Consider the following 16,557-nt stretch of genomic DNA (forward strand, 5'->3'; position numbering starts at 1 on the left):
TCATGGCCGGCCCTGCAGAACATCGCGTTTCAGCCGACGCACCGTCTCAAGATGGCCTGGTGTCTCGACACCTTCTGCAACGACATGCATGTCAAGATTGCGCGAAAGGGTAACGAGAGCAGAGATGATGCTGTCGGCCCTGGCATCCGGCACTGGTTTGATAAGCGACTTGTCCAGCTTGATGGCGTTGAGCCGCAGTCGGGAGAGGTTGGACATGGACGGGTATCTGGTACCGAAATTGTCCAGCACGATGGAAAACCCCGCCGCGGACAGTGTTTCGATCATGTGCAGGATTATGTCATCATCTTTGACCAGGGTGCATTCCAGCACTTCAATCGTCAGGTTTGACGCCTCGAGGTGACGCGCCTTGATCTGCTGGATCAACCGGTCCGCCAGATGCGGGTCCCGCAAGGTGGAAGGTGACGTGTTGACGGAGATTACCGGCAGATCAACGCCGGTCGCGCGCAGTTCCTCCAGCGTATCAAGTGCTTTCTCGATTATGATGCGGTCGATCTGGTCCACCAGCCCTGCTTCTTCGGCTGCGGCGATGAAGGTGGCCGGCGGTACGATACCGCGAGAAGGATGCCGCTAGCGGGCCAGCACCTCAGAGCCAAAGAGCGCACCGGTCTCAGTGCAGACCTGCGGCTGGAGGAAGGGCTCAAATTGATCCTGCTCCAAGGCTGCGCTGTCTGCTGCTCACGCTCAATACCTCCGCATCGTCCCGAGCGGCTTCAATGGTGGCCAGCGATGCCCAATGGGAAACGGAAACCGTGACAAAAATAAACGCAAAACCAATAAGGTGCCGCTGCAACAGGGTCTGTGGTCGGCTGATCCAGAGACGACGTGGAAAACGCCGCACATGTCGCGTTGATGCACCCATGTTGCCCGTCTCGAAAGACGGTATCCTTTGTTAAAATCTCTCATGATCACCGGGCTTTTTCGCGCGCACGGCTGGCCGTTGGGGGGATTATGCAGGGCGCAATTTAACAGCTCTTGGTCCGCAGGCGCAAAATACAAACAGAATGCTCTGGTTTTAGAGAGAATTTTAGACGAATTGATCCGTTCTCACGGCCCGGTTGGGCGGTGAGAGCGGTCAGATGATCTCGTCTTCATCAAAGAGAGGATCGCTCACAAGCTGCTGGGCCAGCCCTTCCACGGTGTCTTCGGCCGCCGTTGGGCTGAGGGCTGCCAGATGAAAGACGGCGTCGCCTTCGTTCACCACCGGCAGGATTGCCCGGCCGATCAGGATACCGGCGGCGGGGGCGAGGATCTCGGTCTCAACCTCCCCAAAGGGATCTGCAACGGAGGCCAGGACCTCCCCTGTCTCCACCGTTTCGCCCTCGGCCCGGAAGGTGCGCAAAAGCCCCCCCGCCGGCGCCCGTACCCAGGTTGATGATTTGCACAGATAAGGGGCCGCCTTGGCCTTGGCGATCCCCTTGGCGGGCAGCATCGCCATGCTGCGCAGAACCCGCAAAATCCCCGCCACACCGGCGCGCACCGCCAATTCGTCAAAGCGCAGCCCTTCGCCGGCTTCATAGAGCAGCACCGAGGTGCCGCGCGCCGCCGCTTCGGCCCGGAGCGAGCCGTCGCGCAGCGCCGAGGTCAGCACCACCGGGGCCCCGAACGCCATGGCCATCGCCATGGTGGTCTTGTCGCGGGGGGAGACGCGGATCTGCGGCAGGTTTGTCCGGTGGATGGCGGCGGAGTGCAGATCAATGCCCGCGTCACAGCGCAGCACAACCTCGTTGAGGAAGATATGAGCCAGGCGGGAGCCCAGAGACCCGGAAGGGTGGCCGGGAAAGCAGCGGTTCAGATCGCGCCGATCCGGCAGATAGCGCGACCGGTTGAGGAACCCAAAGGCATTGACGATCGGCACCACCAGCAGTGTGCCCCGCAGGGCGGTCAGTTGCGGCGCGCGCAGCAGGCGCCGCACGATTTCCACGCCGATGACCTCATCCCCGTGTACCGCCGCAGACACAAAGACCGTCGGGCCGGGGCGCTTGCCATGGTGCACCTGAACCGAGAGGTTCACCGGCGTGTGGTCGGGCAGGATCGAGACCGGCAGGTGAACGGTTTCAAAACACCCCGCCGCAATCCGGTTGCCCGCGATCTCAAAGGGCGCGCGGGCCATGGCTCAGCGGTTGCCTTCGCCACTGAAGCGCGCCGCATCCGCCGCCGCGCGCCGGATCGCGTTCGATTTGTGCACGGTCTCCTGGTATTCGGCCTCGGGGTCGCTGTCATAGACCACGCCCCCGCCCGCCTGGATATAGAGCCTTTGATCCTGCACCACGGCGGTGCGCAACGCGATGCACATGTCCATGTCACCGCCCGCGCTGAAATACCCCACGCCGCCGCCGTAGACGCCGCGCTTTTCAGGCTCCAGCTCGTCGATGATCTCCATCGCGCGGACCTTGGGCGCGCCCGAGACCGTGCCCGCGGGCATGCCTGCAAAAAACGCATCCAGTGCGTCTGCGCCGTCCTTCAGCTCGCCCACCACATTTGAGACGATATGCATGACGTGGCTGTACCGCTCCACGATGAATTCCTCGGTCGGGCGCACCGTGCCGATCTTGGCCACGCGGCCCACATCGTTGCGGCCCAGATCGAGCAGCATCAGATGTTCGGCCAACTCTTTCTGATCCGACAGCAAGTCTGCTTCGAGCGCCTTGTCCGCCTCGGGTGTCGCGCCGCGGGGGCGGGTGCCTGCGATGGGGCGGATCGTGACCTCATTGCCAAAGACCCGCACCAGAATCTCCGGGCTCGCGCCGATGACCTGAAAGCCGCCAAAGTTGAAGTAGAACATGAAAGGCGACGGATTGGTGCGCCGCAGGCTGCGGTAGAGCGCAAAGGGGGCTTGGGTAAAATCCTGTGTCCAGCGTTGGGCGGGCACCACCTGAAAGATGTCGCCCGCGCGGATGTAGTCGCGGGCTTTCTCCACCGCCTGCCTGTAGCCCTCGTGGGTGAAGTTGCTGACCGGGTCGCCCGGCGATTCCGCATCGCCCAGATCGCGGGTGGCCATGGGCATGGCGCGTTCCAGATCGCGCACCGCGTCCATCACCCGCTCTGCCGCCTGTGCATAGGCTGCGCGCGCCGATTGCCCGTCGCTGACCCAGGCGGGAGAGACCACGGTGACCTCCCCCTTCACGCCGTCCAGCACCGCGACGACCGAGGGGCGCAGCATGACCGCATCAGGCAGGCCCAGCGGGTCGGGGTTGATATCAGGCAGATGCTCCACCAGCCGCACCATATCATAGCCCAGATAGCCGAAAAGCCCCGCTGCCGCCTGCGGCAGGTCAGCGGGCAGGTCGATCCGGCTTTCCGCGATCAACGCGCGCAATGTATCGAGCGGATTGCCGGTCAGCGGTTCAAACGCATCCGCGTCGTAGCGGGCGGCCCGGTTCACGGCGCTGGTCTCGCCGGTGCACCGCCAGATCAGGTCCGGTTTCATCCCGACGATCGAATAGCGCCCGCGCACCTCGCCGCCGGTGACGGATTCCAGCACGAAAGCATCTTTCTGCGCCCCCGTCAGCTTGAGCATCAGCGATACCGGTGTATCAAGATCGGCCGCAAGACGGGTGTAGACGATCTGGTTTCGCCCGGCGCCATACGCCTCCTGAAAGGCGTCAAAGGAAGGGGTCAGGGTCATGCCGGGTCAGGGGAAGTTGACATGCACGGCCTGCAAGGCCTGCTGGTTGATCTGCGGATCGGCCCGGCGCCTCACGTCTGCGACGTAGATATCAAAGAGATCGCGCGCCAATTGCTGGGCGGACTGTTCGGAAAGCTGCGTGCGCAGGGCGGCCGCATCGCCATCTGCGGCGGGCGGCGCCACGGCGTCAAGGCGCACCAGAATCACCGCCGCGTCGCTTTCGACCACGCGGGATTGGCCAACCTCCATGGCAAAGACCTGCTCCATGAAACCGGGGGGGGTGCGGGGCACAAAATCAGACCGCAGCAGATTCTCTTCGGCAATGGCATCCAGACCCAGATCCGCGAAGCTGGCACCGCTTTCCAGCTCCGCAAGCTGCTCGACCACCTGTGCGCTCAAAAGACGTGCGGTCTCTGCCGCTTCCCAATGGGCCAGAACGTCTTCCTGCACCTCTTCGAAGGGGGCCGGGCGGGGCGGTAGCACCGCATCGAGCCGCAGCGCGAACAGCCCGCCATCATCCAGACGTTCGATCTCGGGGAAATCCTCTGCGGTGACCGCAGCGGCAACCTGACGGAACGCCTCATAGGCGGCGATGTCGTCGGTGCTTTGCGCGGTCCAGTCAATCTGGCCCACCGTCATATCCGTTTCATCGGCCAGCTCTTCGAGCGTCGCGCCACCGGCCAGCAGGTCATCAAGGTTCTCGGCCTGGGCTTCGACAAGCCGCATCGCGCGGTCATTGGCAAGCTGCGGGCGGATGATCTCGAGCGCCTCCTCGAAAGATGTCTCCTGCGCGGAGAGCACCGCGTTGACGCGGAAAAGCGCGGGGCCGATCGTGCTGGGCAGCGGGCCGACCACGTCGCCCACCTCGGCCTCGAAGATCGCGGCACCGGCCGCGCCGAGGTCGGTCTGCGCCACAGCGCCAAGATCGATGTCCTCAAGGGTCAGGCCGCGGCCTTCAACCAGCGCGTCAAAGCTGCCGCCCTCGGCCAGTGTCGCTGCCGCCGCTTCGGCGCTTTGGGTGTCCAGAAAGGCGAGGCGCTCCACCAGACGCCGTTCAGGCTGGTTGAATTCGGCGCTGCGTTGGTCGTAGGCGTCGCGCAAGGCCGCTTCATCCACCTCAACCTCATCGATGAGCGCATCCGGGCTCAGCCAGGCATAGGTGATCTGCTTGGTCTCCGGCAGGGTGAAATCCGCGATGTTGTCGTCGTAGTGGGCGCGCAGAACAGCCTCGCCCGGCGGGGTGATGGGGGCTGCGAGGTCGTTTGCATCCAGCAGCGACCAGGTAAAGCTGCGCTGCTCACCCACGTAATTCACCAGCGTATCGACATAGGCGTCCGGCATGATGACACCGCCCAGAACCGCCCCCTGAACGATGGTGCGGGCCACCTCTTCGCGCAGTTGCGTTTCAAAGGCGGCTTCGCTCAACCCGGTCTGTTGCAGCGCAAAACGGTAGCCTTCCCGGTCGAATGCGCCATCCAGCCCCTGGAATGCACCGATCTCCAGTATGCGGGTGCGCAGCTCGTCATCGCCAATCGACAGACCCAGCTGGCTGGTTTCATGATCCAGCGATCGGGTGGAGACCAGCCGTTGCAGCACCGCCTGATCGAGCCCGATCTGCTGGGCGCGGGCAAAGGGCAGGGGTTCTCGGGTCTGCTGTTCGACCGCGCGGATTTCCTGCTGCAACTGCCGGGCGTAGTCATCCACGGAAATGGCCTTGTCGCCCGCCGTTCCGATGGTGCGGACCGTGCCGGAGAGATTGGTGGCCCCGAACCCGGCGAGCCCGAGGATCAGCAGGCCCATCAGGATCCAGATTGCGGTTTTCGAGATGCTTGAACCTTTGAGCATGGTCGTCCTTTGCGCGCGCTGCGTTTTGCCTGTTGCAGGACTATCTATGCGGTGGCGCAGGCAGGAGCAAGAGGCCGCGCAGATCAGCCCTTGAGGCCGGCCAGGCGGTCATAGAGCGTTGCAATGCCCGCCGCATCGAGATTTGCAAAGGCGATGCGGAGCTGCCGGGCCCCGCTGGGGTCATCGGCGGGGGTGAACATCGTCCCCGGCAGACACAGAATGCCAGCCTCTCTGACCATCTGGGGCGCAAGTGCCGCGGATGACTTTGCAAAGGGGTGCTGAAAATATGCAAAGTAGGCTCCCAGCCCCAAGAGCCTCCAGCCCTGGGCTTCAAGCGCCGGGCGCCCCGCCTCGATCGCGGCGCGGCGGGTCAGGATTTCGTCCCGTTCGCCCGCCAGCCACTGGGTCAGGTTCTCCATCCCCCAAAGGGCGGCATGCTGACCGATCTGTCCTGGACAGATCGCAACCGTGTCGAGGAATTTCTCCACCTCTGCCAGCCGGGCCTCAGACGCGATCAGGGCGCCGACCCGGTGCCCTGTGAGGCGGTAAGCCTTGGAAAACGAATAGAGGTGGATCAGCGTATCGTCCCATGCCGGATCGTCAAACAGCCCATGGGGCGCGCCGGGCTGGCTGTGAAAGTCGCGGTAGGTTTCATCGACGATCAGCGCGATGCCGTGATCCCGGGCCAGCGCCATAAACGCGGCCATCAGCTCGGCGGGGTATTCCACCCCGGCGGGATTATTGGGGGTGACGAGGGTGATCGCGCGGGTGCGGGGCGTGATGCAGGCTGCCGCCTGCGCGGGGTCGGGCAGCAGATCCGCGCCTGTGGGCAGCGGGACGGCTGCGACACCGGACATATCGAGCCACATTTTATGGTTGAAGTACCAGGGTGTCGGCAGGATGACCTCATCCCCTTCGCCGCAAAGGGTCGCGATGGCGGCGGCAAAAGCCTGATTGCACCCCGAGGTGATGGCCACCTGAGCCGCCCCGATCTGGCCGCCGTAGATCTGCGCCGTGCGCTGCGCAAGGCTTTGGCGCAGGTCGGGCAGGCCCAGCACCGGGCCGTAGAGATGAGCGTCATCGCGGCTCAGCGCCACATCGGCCATCGCCTGACGCAGACCTTGCGGCGGCGGGTCAACGGGGGCGGCCTGACTGACGTTGATGAGCGGACGGTCGGCGGTGAACTGCACCCCCTCCAGCCAGCGACGGGCCTCCATCACGGGGGGCCGAAACGTGGCCTTGGTGCGTGTCAATGTCATGGCAAGACCACCGGTTGAATGCGTGCTGGATTTGGCGCGGTGCTGCCGACCGCTCTGCGCGCCCTCCCGCAAGGGTCCTTGCTGTCAGTCCGTGCCACGATAGGGTTCGACATATTGCAGTGCCATGTCCCAGGGAAAGAAAATCCAGGTGTCCTGGCTGACCCCGGTGATAAAGGTATCCACCTGCGGCTCGCCTTGAGGTTTGGCATAAACCGTGGCGAAATGGGCTTTGGGGTAATGCGCGCGCACCAGTTCGAGAGTTTTGCCGCTGTCCACGAGGTCGTCGATGATGAGGATGCCGGTGCCGTCCCCCATGACCTCGGCATTCGGCGCCTTGAGCACCTGCGCATCGCGGCGCTGATCGGCTTTGCCGCCGCCGGAATGATAGGACATCACCGAGATCGTATCGACCGTGCGGATGTCGAGCTCGCGTGCCACGATCATCGCCGGGGCCATGCCGCCACGGGTGATGGCCACCACCGCGCGCCAGCCGCCGTCGTCCGGGCCCTGCCCATCGAGCCGCCAGGCCAGCGCCCGGCTGTCGCGGTGCATCTGGTCCCAACTGATGTGAAAGCCTTTTTCATGGGGCAGGCGGCTGGGGTTCTTGGCATTCATCAGGGTCACCTTTCAATCAGCAGGCGCAGGCCAAGCGCCCCAAGGATCGTGGCTGCGATCCTGTCGGCCCAGACCTTCAGGCGCAGATAGGCCGCCCGCGCCGGTGTGCTGGCAAGACCAATGGCCATGGCGCTGTAGATGAGAATTTCCACAGCCAGATGGTTGGCCACAATGAGTGCTGCATCAAAGGCGGACAGCCCCGCAGGAAAGATCACGACGATGACGGCACCGGCGAAGAGCACTGACTTGGGGTTGGAGAGGTTCACGATCAGACCCTGGCGAAACCCGCGGTGGGCAGGCTGCTCAGCTCCAGTTTGCAACGGTTCGCGCGCACCGCGCCACATGCCCCAAGCCAGATAAATCAGATAGAGCGCGCCCACGGTCTTCATCAGGACATAGAGCCACGGCACCAGCTCGAACACAGCCGCCAACCCTAGCAATGCCGCAGCGGTCCAGAGTGCGGCCACAAGCCCAAGCCCGAGCCCTGTCATCACACCGGCACGCCGCCCCTGCGCCATACTATTACGTAGTACCAGCAGAAATGCAGGGCCGGGTGCGGCCATCGCAGCCAGCAGCGTGGCATTGAACGCAATAACCTGCGCGAGCGTGAGATCCGTCATCGCTTCATCCCTTGCTCATGTCCGGGGCATCCACGGCCTTCATGCCGACGACGTGGTAGCCTGCATCCACATGCAGGTTTTCGCCCGTGGTCCCCGAGCCGAGATCGGATACCAGAAAAAGCGCGGCTTTCCCGACGTCGTCGATGGTCACATTGCGGCGCAGGGGAGAATTGTACTCGTTCCACTTCATGATGTAGCGGAAGTCCCCGATGCCGGAGGCGGCCAGTGTCTTGATCGGCCCGGCAGAGATTGCGTTGACGCGGATGCCGTCTTTGCCGAGGTCCTCCGCCAGATACTTGACCGACGCCTCAAGGGCCGCCTTGGCCACGCCCATGACATTATAATGCGGCATGACTTTTTCCGCACCGTAGTAGGTGAGTGTCAGACAGGATCCGCCGGGGTTCATCATCTTTTCCGCGCGCTGCACAACGGCGGTAAAGGAATAGACCGAAATATCCATCGACAGGGTGAAATTGGCGCGGCTTGTATCCACGTAGCGGCCCCGCAGCTCGTTCTTGTCCGAAAAGCCAATCGCATGGACGACAAAATCCAAGCTGCCCCAGGTTTCCTTGAGGGAGGCAAAAAGCGCATCCATCGACGCCTCATCGGCCACGTCGCAGGGCAGCACGATATCGCTGCCCAACTGGCCGGCGAGCGGGCCGACACGCTTTTTCAGCGCGTCCCCCTGATAGGAAAACGCCAGCTCGGCGCCGGCATCCGCACAGGCTTTCGCAATCCCCCAGGCGATGGATTTATCGTTCGCCAGCCCCATGATAAGCCCGCGCTTGCCCGCCAGAAGAGTGTTGCTCATGAAGTGCCTCGATGAAAGTTTGGATGTTCACTGTCGCTGTTCTTTAGGCGATTGCGCCCCCCCCATCAAGGTGGCATGCGGCAGCTTGCCGACGCGCTGCCTCTTGACCTGGCGCGGATTTCGGTCACCTGTGCAGCGTGAGCAAATGAAGATGTGAGACAGGCCATGGAAACCAGAAGCGGAAAATTCGCGGGCGACACCCCCTTTGAGATCGCAGAGCGCTGGCTGGAAGAAGCCCAACAGACAGAGCCGAACGATCCCAATGCGATGGCGCTCAGCACTGTGGATGCTGAAGGGTTGCCAAATGTGCGGATGGTTCTGCTCAAAGGCGTCGAGCCGGACGGGTTCGTGTTTTACACCAACTATGAAAGTGCCAAGGCGGGCGAATTGGATCAGGCTGGCAAAGCCGCGTTCGTGATGCATTGGAAAAGCCTGCGCCGCCAGATCCGTGTGCGCGGTCTGGTGGCGCGCGAAGATGGTCCGACGGCGGATGAGTATTACCGCAGCCGTTCCCTGAAGAGCCGGTTGGGGGCCTGGGCGTCAAAACAGTCCCGCCCGCTCAGCAGCCGTGCCGCACTGATGGCGGAGGTGGCGAAAATGACCGCTCTGCACGGGCCAAACCCCAAGCGTCCTCCCTTCTGGGGGGGCTACAGGATCACACCCCTGGAGGTCGAGTTCTGGGCAGACGGGGAATTCAGGCTGCATGATCGATTTGTCTGGCGGCGCGAGAAAACTGACGGGTCCTGGGACATCGCGCGCCTTAACCCTTAGTGTTTCAATAGGGTATTCTGCCTGTGTTGAAAAATGCACAGTAAATGTGCATAGTATTTCTTTAGAATGAATTATCAGGGCGTTAAGGTCGGTAATTCTCGGATAGCGCGAGAATGGCTTTTTTTGACGGACCGGTGTTGCTTGTAAGGCAAAGTTTTCCAGTTTAACCGGCGGAAACAGAAGAATTGTCAGGCTTTTGGCTTGATTACCGGCTGCGATATCGCGCAAGACTATGTAAAGCACCCCAATAATCTGGGTAGAAGAGCAAGTGAACGAGACTGCAGATATGACAAGCCCCGTCGCAGGGGTGGTTAAATGGTTTGATCCAGCCAAGGGGTTCGGGTTTGTTGTATCAGACGCCGGTGGTCCGGATATTTTATTACATGTCAATGTTCTGCGTAACTTCGGACAGAGTTCGGTGGCAGACGGTGCGCGGGTCGAGCTTGAGGTCCAGCGGACCGAGCGCGGTGTCCAGGCGACCCATGTCATTTCTCTATTGCCACCCGCCGGAGACGATTCCGTCGGGCTGTCGGATATCGCGGCGCTGGATCCGCAGATTGTTGCTGCCGCTCCACTGGAGCCTGCGCGGGTGAAGTGGTTCGATAAGGGCAAGGGGTTTGGCTTTGCCAACGTCTTTGGTCGTCGCGACGATATCTTTCTGCATATGGAAGTGCTGCGGCGGTCGGGCCTGTCTGATCTCGCACCGGGCGAGGCGCTTGCATTGCGGGTGATCCAGGGCAAACGCGGGCACATGGCCGCCGAGGTCTTCGCGTGGGAGGCGGCCCTCGATCCCGAGGACGCATGAGCCTGCGGGCAGCGCTTTTCTGGGTCGCTCTGGCGCCGGGCGCTGTTGCTGAAACCTGCGCCCCCGACGCGGTCTATCTCAAGGGCGACTGGGGACAGGCGCGGTTTTCAGTTGAAATCGCGGATGATGGTGAGGAACGCGCCCAGGGCCTGATGCACCGCGAGACGATGGCGAGCGCTGCGGGGATGCTGTTTATCTATCCCAGGCCGCAGACAATGTCCTTCTGGATGCGCAATACGCTGATTGAACTGGACATGCTGTTTATCGATCCGCAGGGTGTCGTGCGACATATCCATCACCGCGCCCAGCCGCTGGATGAAACCCCGATCTTTGGCGGTCATGATCTGACCCATGTGCTGGAGATCAACGGTGGCATGGCGATGCGCCTTGGGATTGAGGTGGGCAGCGTTCTCAAACACCCAAGTTTTTCGCAAGCCGAGGCCGCTTGGCCGTGTTAGGGGTTTTCAAACCCAAAAAGGCGGTCTAAAGAGTGCTTCGTCGGAGCGTGGCGCAGCCTGGTAGCGCACCTGTTTTGGGTACAGGGGGTCGGAGGTTCGAATCCTCTCGCTCCGACCACTTCAAAAATGTCTGATCCGTCCGGAAAAACCGCTCTTTGCAGCGTGGGCCGGTGTCGATGCTGCGTGGGCTGTATTACCTGATGCGCTTGGCCGGTTTTCAGCGGCCCGCCCGCTAGAGCTGCAATAAAAGGGGGCAGTGGTCGGAGACTTCCGGGGCGTAGACGACCTCAAACCGTTGCACCGCGTTTTCGGGACTGACCAGCATGTAGTCCGCGAACTTACCCGGTTTCTTATACTGGGCGGTTCTGGTGCTGGCAAATCCCCGCGCGGTGACCAGCTCGGTCAGCCCTGTACCTTTCAGGATGGCCAATGTCTCGCTGTCTGGCTCCACGTTGAAGTCGCCGCAGAGGACGCGGATGTCCTGGCGCTCCGAGACCTGCCGGGAGAGCGCGAGCAATTTCCTGGCCTGTGCTGCGCGTTCCGGCGTGTCCATCTTGCCCCTCATATCCCGAAGCCCGTGCATATGGGTGATGCTGACCGGGCGCTTCCGGATGTCGTCGTAGAGGCGTACCGCATGGGCACTGCGGGATCTTGGATGATCGCCGTAGCCGTCGGGGGAATAGGTCTTGTGCACGAACCCCTGGGCCTGGCCGATGATCGGGTAGGACCGGTGAACAAAGGTCGCCAGCCCCCACTGTGACGCGACAGCGGTGCCGTCCTGCCACAAGACACCCTGGGCGGCGGGGCAAAAGATCGCCACATGGTCTGGCAGCGTCTTGCAGATGTCTCGAAAGAAATTGGCCCGTTGCGTCAGCACGTGATCGCCGTCCCGGTAGGTCAGCCACGCGGCGTCCGTGGCCGGGCTGTGGACCACCTCCTGCAGGCAGAGCACGTCGGGGGCTTCGGCGGAGATATAGGAGATAACCTCTTCGTGCAGCCTGCCGCCCCAGCCATTCAGGCAGATGATTTTCACGGCGCTCTCCCGACTCAAATGTGGTTCCGAACAGTTGCTGCGTTTGAGGCGATTTGCAACATGACCCAATGGTCGGTGATTGTCCTTTTGCCCCAAGAAGACGCGGCACAGACTGCTTTTCGCCGCAAGCCAAAACCCCCAAAATCGGGTTTTATCTCGGGACAGAGCTTGCAGGTGACCTGTCGCCAGATCGGCTGATAATGGCGCATGAAGCGCCGGTTTGCGAACCGTCGGCAGATTTTCGGGACGGATCGTGGTATACATTCATTTTTACCGGGGTGTGATAGCGCCCATGAAACACATTGTTAAAGTATTGATATTCCTATTGCTTGGCCCCTCTGCGGTGCAGGCTGATTATGGTGCGATGACCCTCTTTCAGATGCTGCTCCGCGCTGATTGGATCGTCACGGGCGAGATTGTCGCGAGCGATGCGGAAACCTATCGCATTGCGGTCAAGCGCAGTTTTAGGCCGTCAAAACCAACCGACACTCTGATGTTTCGCGCGGCAAGCGGGCAGGACTACCCGGCTTTGCACGACAGGTGGGAGACCGGGCAACATATCATGCTCATGGCCCAAGCAGAGGCAGGCGTACTGGACCCGTTGGGTCTTGTGGACGAAGGGGCCATGCTGATCCGGGACGGCGCTGTGCTTGTGCCATCCCTTGCGGGTCAGGGTCCGGCAGCCGAAACCATCTCTCTGCCGCAGGGCAAGATCATGGCCGTCGCCATCCCGGTTGAGCTTTTCCACACCGCATTGGCGGGATTTTTTCACTGCTACCGCGCTGACGGCCCCGCAATGACCCTCAGGCGCCTGTGCACGTCGGAGGCGCTTACAGCCTATAAATCTCAATCCTGGCTTGCCGAGTATTTGAGCGCGCAAGCCGAACGCCGCATCGGAAAGGAGCCATAAGGCGGCCTCTACTGCCATATTTCTAAATCATTTTTTTGGAGACACAAAATGCAACGGAACGATTTTTTCTTGCTGCCCCTAAAGGCAGTTCCTCTCAAGTCATGGCTGCTGAATACCAGCGCCTTTACGGTTCTGGCCTGCCTGGTCCTCGCTGCGGGGGGCGCGCGGCCCGCACAAGCGGCGACAGTCGACTGCCAGGCGGACCGCAGCGGCACGGAAATGGTGCTCTACCTCTATTTTCCGAGCGCAGAGGACAGCGATTTCCCCGCCAGCATTTCCTTTAACGGCAACAACGTGACGACGGGGCCGATCCCCCCGTTCGATGCCAGCGATCTGGACGACACGGTCGGCACCACGGCGCAATACCGCGATGCGATCGCCGAGCGGGTGCGCGATGACTATTGCGAATTCAACGTGCAGGTGGTCCAATCCACCAGTGCCAGCGGGACCACCAATCCGACCCCCACGGACGATCGGTGGCATGTCGTTGGGATTGCCAGTGACGGGTTCCCGACCGGCAACCTTTATGGGCTGTGCTGTGCAGGCTCCGGGTCTGCGCGCACGTCTCGCGTCTGGGCGGGAGAGTTCGGCGACGAGTCGCAACCCGGCGGGGCCATTGAAGACACGCTGACAGGGACCGGATCGACGCTGGCACGGTGGGCCAATGCGATTGCGGGCACAACCTCTCACGAGGCGGGTCACAGTTTCGGTGTCGGTCACGCTGACAGCGTCTCGCGCCCGACCGAGGATGCGCGCAACAATCACATCCTCGCCTCCGGGGCGGGCAACGGCAACATCACGGGCGAAGATCGCGCTTCGGACCGCCACTTCTCGGACACCAGCTACGAGGTGCTGGCCAACAGTATCGGGCTCTTTCAGCAGACGCTGTCGAACTGGGATTTCATCAACCCCAATGACAGTGCGGCCGATGGTTTGCAGATCACCATTCTTGTGGCGCAGGGGGGCGATGCGCCAATGATCGCCTCTGTCTATGATGGCGGCCTCAGCCCGTGGCGCGATGCGGCGCTTTCGGCGAACGGAACCGGGACCTTTCAGGGCGAGGCCTATGACCGCTACCGGGTCAGTTTTACCGACCCGCAGGCCTGGAACAACGGCGATCCCGGCGAAATTCCCGCGGGGGCGGAGTTTCACGTGGGCGTCGGGCTGACGCGCAATTACATCGTGCGGGACGTGACCTTGCTGGACAGTGGCGGCGCCATGACCCTGCACCCGCGGGTTGTAGGGTATACGCCCGAGGGATCATTCGATCCGGCCACGGGGGAGTATCACCTGACGATGTCGGTGCCCGACCCCGACAACGGACCGCTTCTGGTCTCGGATGTGTCGATCCTGCATCTGCCCCGCACGGTGACCATCAATGAAATGCGCGACAGTGGTGCATTGCTGGGGGATGACGGCCGGTCGATCCAGCCCTGGGACAGCCGCGTGGGCCCGGATATCACCGTGGCATCGGCCTCTGATCTGGGGGTGGCAAACCTGGCCCAGCCCCGCGCGGTCGATTTCCAGCGCGTGCCCGATCCCGATTGCCCGCCGTTCCCGGTGCCGCAGCCGGTCCCGGATTCCGATTTCGTGGATCTGCGCTACTGCGAGGAAGGGCCAGTGCTGGGGCTTTTCCCCTCCGCGCGCGTCTATGTCGCGGCGACGGTCACCGATCCCAATGCCCGGTATTTTGACCGCACGACCGGCACGATGGTCACAGGGCCGCTGTCCAACCGGATTTTTATCCAGTTTCCGGGGGGCAAGCCGGATCTCAATGAAAACGGAGTCGATGATGCGATCGATATTGATACCGGTATCTGTGACGATGCAAACGGCAATGGTGTCTGCGACAGTGCGGAACCCACCCGCTACAGATACGGGGCCAAGCTCGTTTGCGGCACCCAGCCCAGTGCCCCCAGCGACGGGCGGCTGGTCAAGGCGCATTACGCCACGACCATCAACGTGCTGAACGTCTCGGACAAGGCCGCGCGGATCAGGAAATCTCTGGCGCTGTCCTACCCGCCCAAGGAGCAGAAACAGGGCGATGTGTATCCGATTGCGGTGGATGCGCTGGCCCCGGGGCATGCGCTCAAGACGGATTGCGCCGATATCGAAGCGCGACTCTTTCCGGGTGGGTTCCCGACCCCTTACATCGAAGGCTACGTCACGCTGGAGGCCATCGTGCCGCTGGATGTCACCGGCGTCTACACCAGCCGCGCGCTTGAGCAGGCCCCGGCGTGTCACGGCGGCGGTGGCGACGGGTGCAAAAAGAGCTGCACCGAGGATCCGCATCACGGCTGTCCCGCAGGTCCTTCGGTGTCGACAACACTCGATGTCGTGCCGATCAAGGAGCACATCATCGACCGCAAGGCGCCGCCGGTCCCGCTATGCTCTGATCTGACCGTCGGAGGGCTGAGCACGCCACGGGTCCGCTGCCCGGAGGGGGCGGGGTCCTGCGTGACACAGCTCGACTATACGGTGGCGAATATCGGCGTCGCGGCCAGCGGGCCGTTCGAGGCTGTCGCAACGCTCGACCCGCAGCAAAGCGTCACGGTGTTGGAGAGCCTGTCCTCCCTCTTGCCGGGGCAGTCGCGCACCGTCTCGGTTGTCACGCCGCCCGGTGGCAATTGCTTTGACCCCGATTGCACGGTGCGCGTGGTTGTCGATCCGGCCAATGGAATTGCGGAGTGCCGCGAGGACAATAACACCGCGACCGCAACGACCGGCGGGTAGCCCGGCCGCGGTCCATGCGATCTCCCGGTGCGGCCGGATCAGGCCGTGCCGGGGGACCCACACCGGCTGCCCCTCCCGCCGCGCAGAGGCCCAAGGCTCAGGTAAACTTGCGAAACAGCTTTGTGCTGTCGAACATCTCTTCGAGTTCCTGCAAGCGGTCTTTGGTCTCGTCCCAGGTCAGGGTCTGCACCGCAGAGATCAGGCTCTCCAGCAGCAGCATGGTGGTTGCGGCGGAATCCCAGGCGGACGGCACGATGATGCGGCTGGTAAAGCTGACACTGGCCAGCTGGTGCACGGGCGAATGCCATTGATCCGTGAACAGAATGATCTCTGCCCCGCGCGCGCGCGCCATCTCCGCCAGCTTCAGAGTATTGTTTTCATAGCGCCGCACATCAAAGATGACGAAGACATCCTTCTCCCGGGCGTTCAGAAGGTAATGCGGCCAGGTGTTGGAGGTAGATTGCACATGGGTCAGGTTCGGTCGGATCACCTGCATGTGCAGAAACAGATACTCCGCCAAAGTATGGGTGATGCGGCCGCCGACGATGTAGAGGTGACGCTCCTGGTCGGCGACCATGCGGCAGGCCTCATCAAAGGAGACAGGATCGATATGCGCCAGCGTGTTGCGGATATTGTCGATCACGGCGTCGGTAAACCGGTTGAGAATGTGCTCGGAGGGGGCGGCCCCGGCCCAGGTCTCCTGCTTTGCAATCGGCCCTTTGCCGATGGCCCCCAGCTCCTCGCGCAGATCGGCCTGAAAATCCGGGTAGCTGGTGTAGCCGAGTTTTTGCACCATCCGGGCCACGGTGGGCACCGATACCTTGGCGCTGCTGGCAAGTGCGGTGAGGGGACCCAGCCCGGACGCGGGGTAGTTTTCGAGGATCGATAGTGCCAGTTGCCGTTCCGCGCGGGTGAGGTCATCCAGTTTTTGCTGGATACGGTCCGAGATGGTCTGGTTTGCAGCGGCCATGGCAATGCCTCAGGGTGTGTAAAAAATTATCACCATGCGATTGCCTGTGATAATTCTTTCACAATTGTGTTGACAGAACGG

At 62.3% G+C, this 16,557-nt stretch carries 16 protein-coding genes and 1 tRNA gene; 6 read left to right on the forward strand and 11 right to left on the reverse strand.

Annotation, left to right across the window (positions count from 1 at the left end; genetic code table 11):
• From H7847_RS10010 to fabI, 9 genes are all read right to left on the reverse strand, one after another.
• The gene (locus H7847_RS10010; protein WP_227269481.1) at nt 1–570 is read right to left on the reverse strand and encodes an EAL domain-containing protein; all 570 of its coding nucleotides are present in this window, start codon (nt 568–570) and stop codon (nt 1–3) included.
• 88 nt (nt 571–658) lie between these two features.
• Nucleotides 659–880, reverse strand: a complete 222-nt coding sequence (locus H7847_RS10015) for a hypothetical protein (RefSeq protein WP_227269344.1) — start codon at nt 878–880, stop codon at nt 659–661.
• Nucleotides 881–1,093: 213 nt separating this feature from the next.
• Nucleotides 1,094–2,131, reverse strand: coding sequence for a succinylglutamate desuccinylase/aspartoacylase family protein (locus tag H7847_RS10020; RefSeq protein ID WP_227269345.1), 1,038 nt, complete (start codon nt 2,129–2,131; stop codon nt 1,094–1,096).
• 3 nt (nt 2,132–2,134) lie between these two features.
• A complete protein-coding gene (trpE, locus tag H7847_RS10025) occupies nt 2,135–3,646 on the reverse strand; it encodes an anthranilate synthase component I (RefSeq protein ID WP_227269346.1) in 1,512 nt (503 codons plus the stop codon).
• A gap of 6 nt (nt 3,647–3,652) precedes the next feature.
• The gene (locus tag H7847_RS10030) at nt 3,653–5,491 is read right to left on the reverse strand and encodes a peptidyl-prolyl cis-trans isomerase (RefSeq protein ID WP_227269347.1); all 1,839 of its coding nucleotides are present in this window, start codon (nt 5,489–5,491) and stop codon (nt 3,653–3,655) included.
• Nucleotides 5,492–5,574: 83 nt separating this feature from the next.
• Nucleotides 5,575–6,750: an aminotransferase gene (locus H7847_RS10035; protein ID WP_227269348.1), complete on the reverse strand. Its 1,176-nt coding sequence runs from the start codon at nt 6,748–6,750 to the stop codon at nt 5,575–5,577.
• 84 nt (nt 6,751–6,834) lie between these two features.
• Nucleotides 6,835–7,365, reverse strand: a complete 531-nt coding sequence (gpt, locus tag H7847_RS10040) for a xanthine phosphoribosyltransferase (protein WP_227269349.1) — start codon at nt 7,363–7,365, stop codon at nt 6,835–6,837.
• A 5-nt stretch (nt 7,366–7,370) separates the two neighbouring features.
• On the reverse strand, nt 7,371–7,985 hold the full coding sequence (locus tag H7847_RS10045) for a LysE family translocator (protein WP_227269350.1): 615 nt from the start codon (nt 7,983–7,985) through the stop codon (nt 7,371–7,373).
• Between the two features lie 4 nt (nt 7,986–7,989).
• A complete protein-coding gene (gene fabI / locus H7847_RS10050) occupies nt 7,990–8,796 on the reverse strand; it encodes an enoyl-ACP reductase FabI (RefSeq protein ID WP_227269351.1) in 807 nt (268 codons plus the stop codon).
• A gap of 165 nt (nt 8,797–8,961) precedes the next feature.
• On the opposite strand from fabI, the gene pdxH reads away from it, so the two are divergent.
• The 4 genes from pdxH (at nt 8,962) to H7847_RS10070 (ending at nt 10,948) form a co-directional block, all read left to right on the forward strand.
• Nucleotides 8,962–9,567 (forward strand): pyridoxamine 5'-phosphate oxidase, encoded by a 606-nt coding sequence (gene pdxH, locus H7847_RS10055; RefSeq protein WP_227269352.1) that lies wholly within the window; start codon nt 8,962–8,964, stop codon nt 9,565–9,567.
• A 286-nt stretch (nt 9,568–9,853) separates the two neighbouring features.
• Nucleotides 9,854–10,372: a cold-shock protein gene (locus tag H7847_RS10060; protein WP_227269482.1), complete on the forward strand. Its 519-nt coding sequence runs from the start codon at nt 9,854–9,856 to the stop codon at nt 10,370–10,372.
• On the forward strand, nt 10,369–10,830 hold the full coding sequence (locus tag H7847_RS10065; RefSeq protein WP_227269353.1) for a DUF192 domain-containing protein: 462 nt from the start codon (nt 10,369–10,371) through the stop codon (nt 10,828–10,830). The genes H7847_RS10060 and H7847_RS10065 overlap by 4 nt, the downstream gene beginning before the upstream one ends.
• Before the next feature lie 41 nt (nt 10,831–10,871).
• A tRNA-Pro gene (locus H7847_RS10070) sits at nt 10,872–10,948 on the forward strand.
• Between the two features lie 114 nt (nt 10,949–11,062).
• Here the strand turns inward: H7847_RS10070 and H7847_RS10075 are convergent.
• The gene (locus H7847_RS10075) at nt 11,063–11,863 is read right to left on the reverse strand and encodes an endonuclease/exonuclease/phosphatase family protein (RefSeq protein ID WP_227269354.1); all 801 of its coding nucleotides are present in this window, start codon (nt 11,861–11,863) and stop codon (nt 11,063–11,065) included.
• A gap of 292 nt (nt 11,864–12,155) precedes the next feature.
• Here H7847_RS10075 and H7847_RS10080 point away from each other — a divergent pair, with 292 nt between their 5' ends.
• Together H7847_RS10080 and H7847_RS10085 are read left to right on the forward strand one after the other, a co-directional pair.
• Complete coding sequence (locus tag H7847_RS10080; RefSeq protein ID WP_227269355.1) at nt 12,156–12,773, forward strand: hypothetical protein; 618 nt, start codon at nt 12,156–12,158, stop codon at nt 12,771–12,773.
• Nucleotides 12,774–12,821: 48 nt separating this feature from the next.
• Nucleotides 12,822–15,506 (forward strand): CARDB domain-containing protein, encoded by a 2,685-nt coding sequence (locus tag H7847_RS10085; protein WP_227269356.1) that lies wholly within the window; start codon nt 12,822–12,824, stop codon nt 15,504–15,506.
• 97 nt (nt 15,507–15,603) lie between these two features.
• Here H7847_RS10085 and H7847_RS10090 read toward each other — a convergent pair whose 3' ends face one another.
• Entirely contained in the window at nt 15,604–16,476 is an 873-nt protein-coding gene (locus tag H7847_RS10090; RefSeq protein ID WP_227269357.1) for a MurR/RpiR family transcriptional regulator, read from the reverse strand.
• Between the last annotated feature and the right edge of the window lie 81 nt (nt 16,477–16,557).

The organism is Roseobacter weihaiensis (assembly GCF_020622345.1).
In the GTDB taxonomy this organism is placed as follows: Bacteria; Pseudomonadota; Alphaproteobacteria; order Rhodobacterales; family Rhodobacteraceae; genus Roseobacter; species Roseobacter weihaiensis.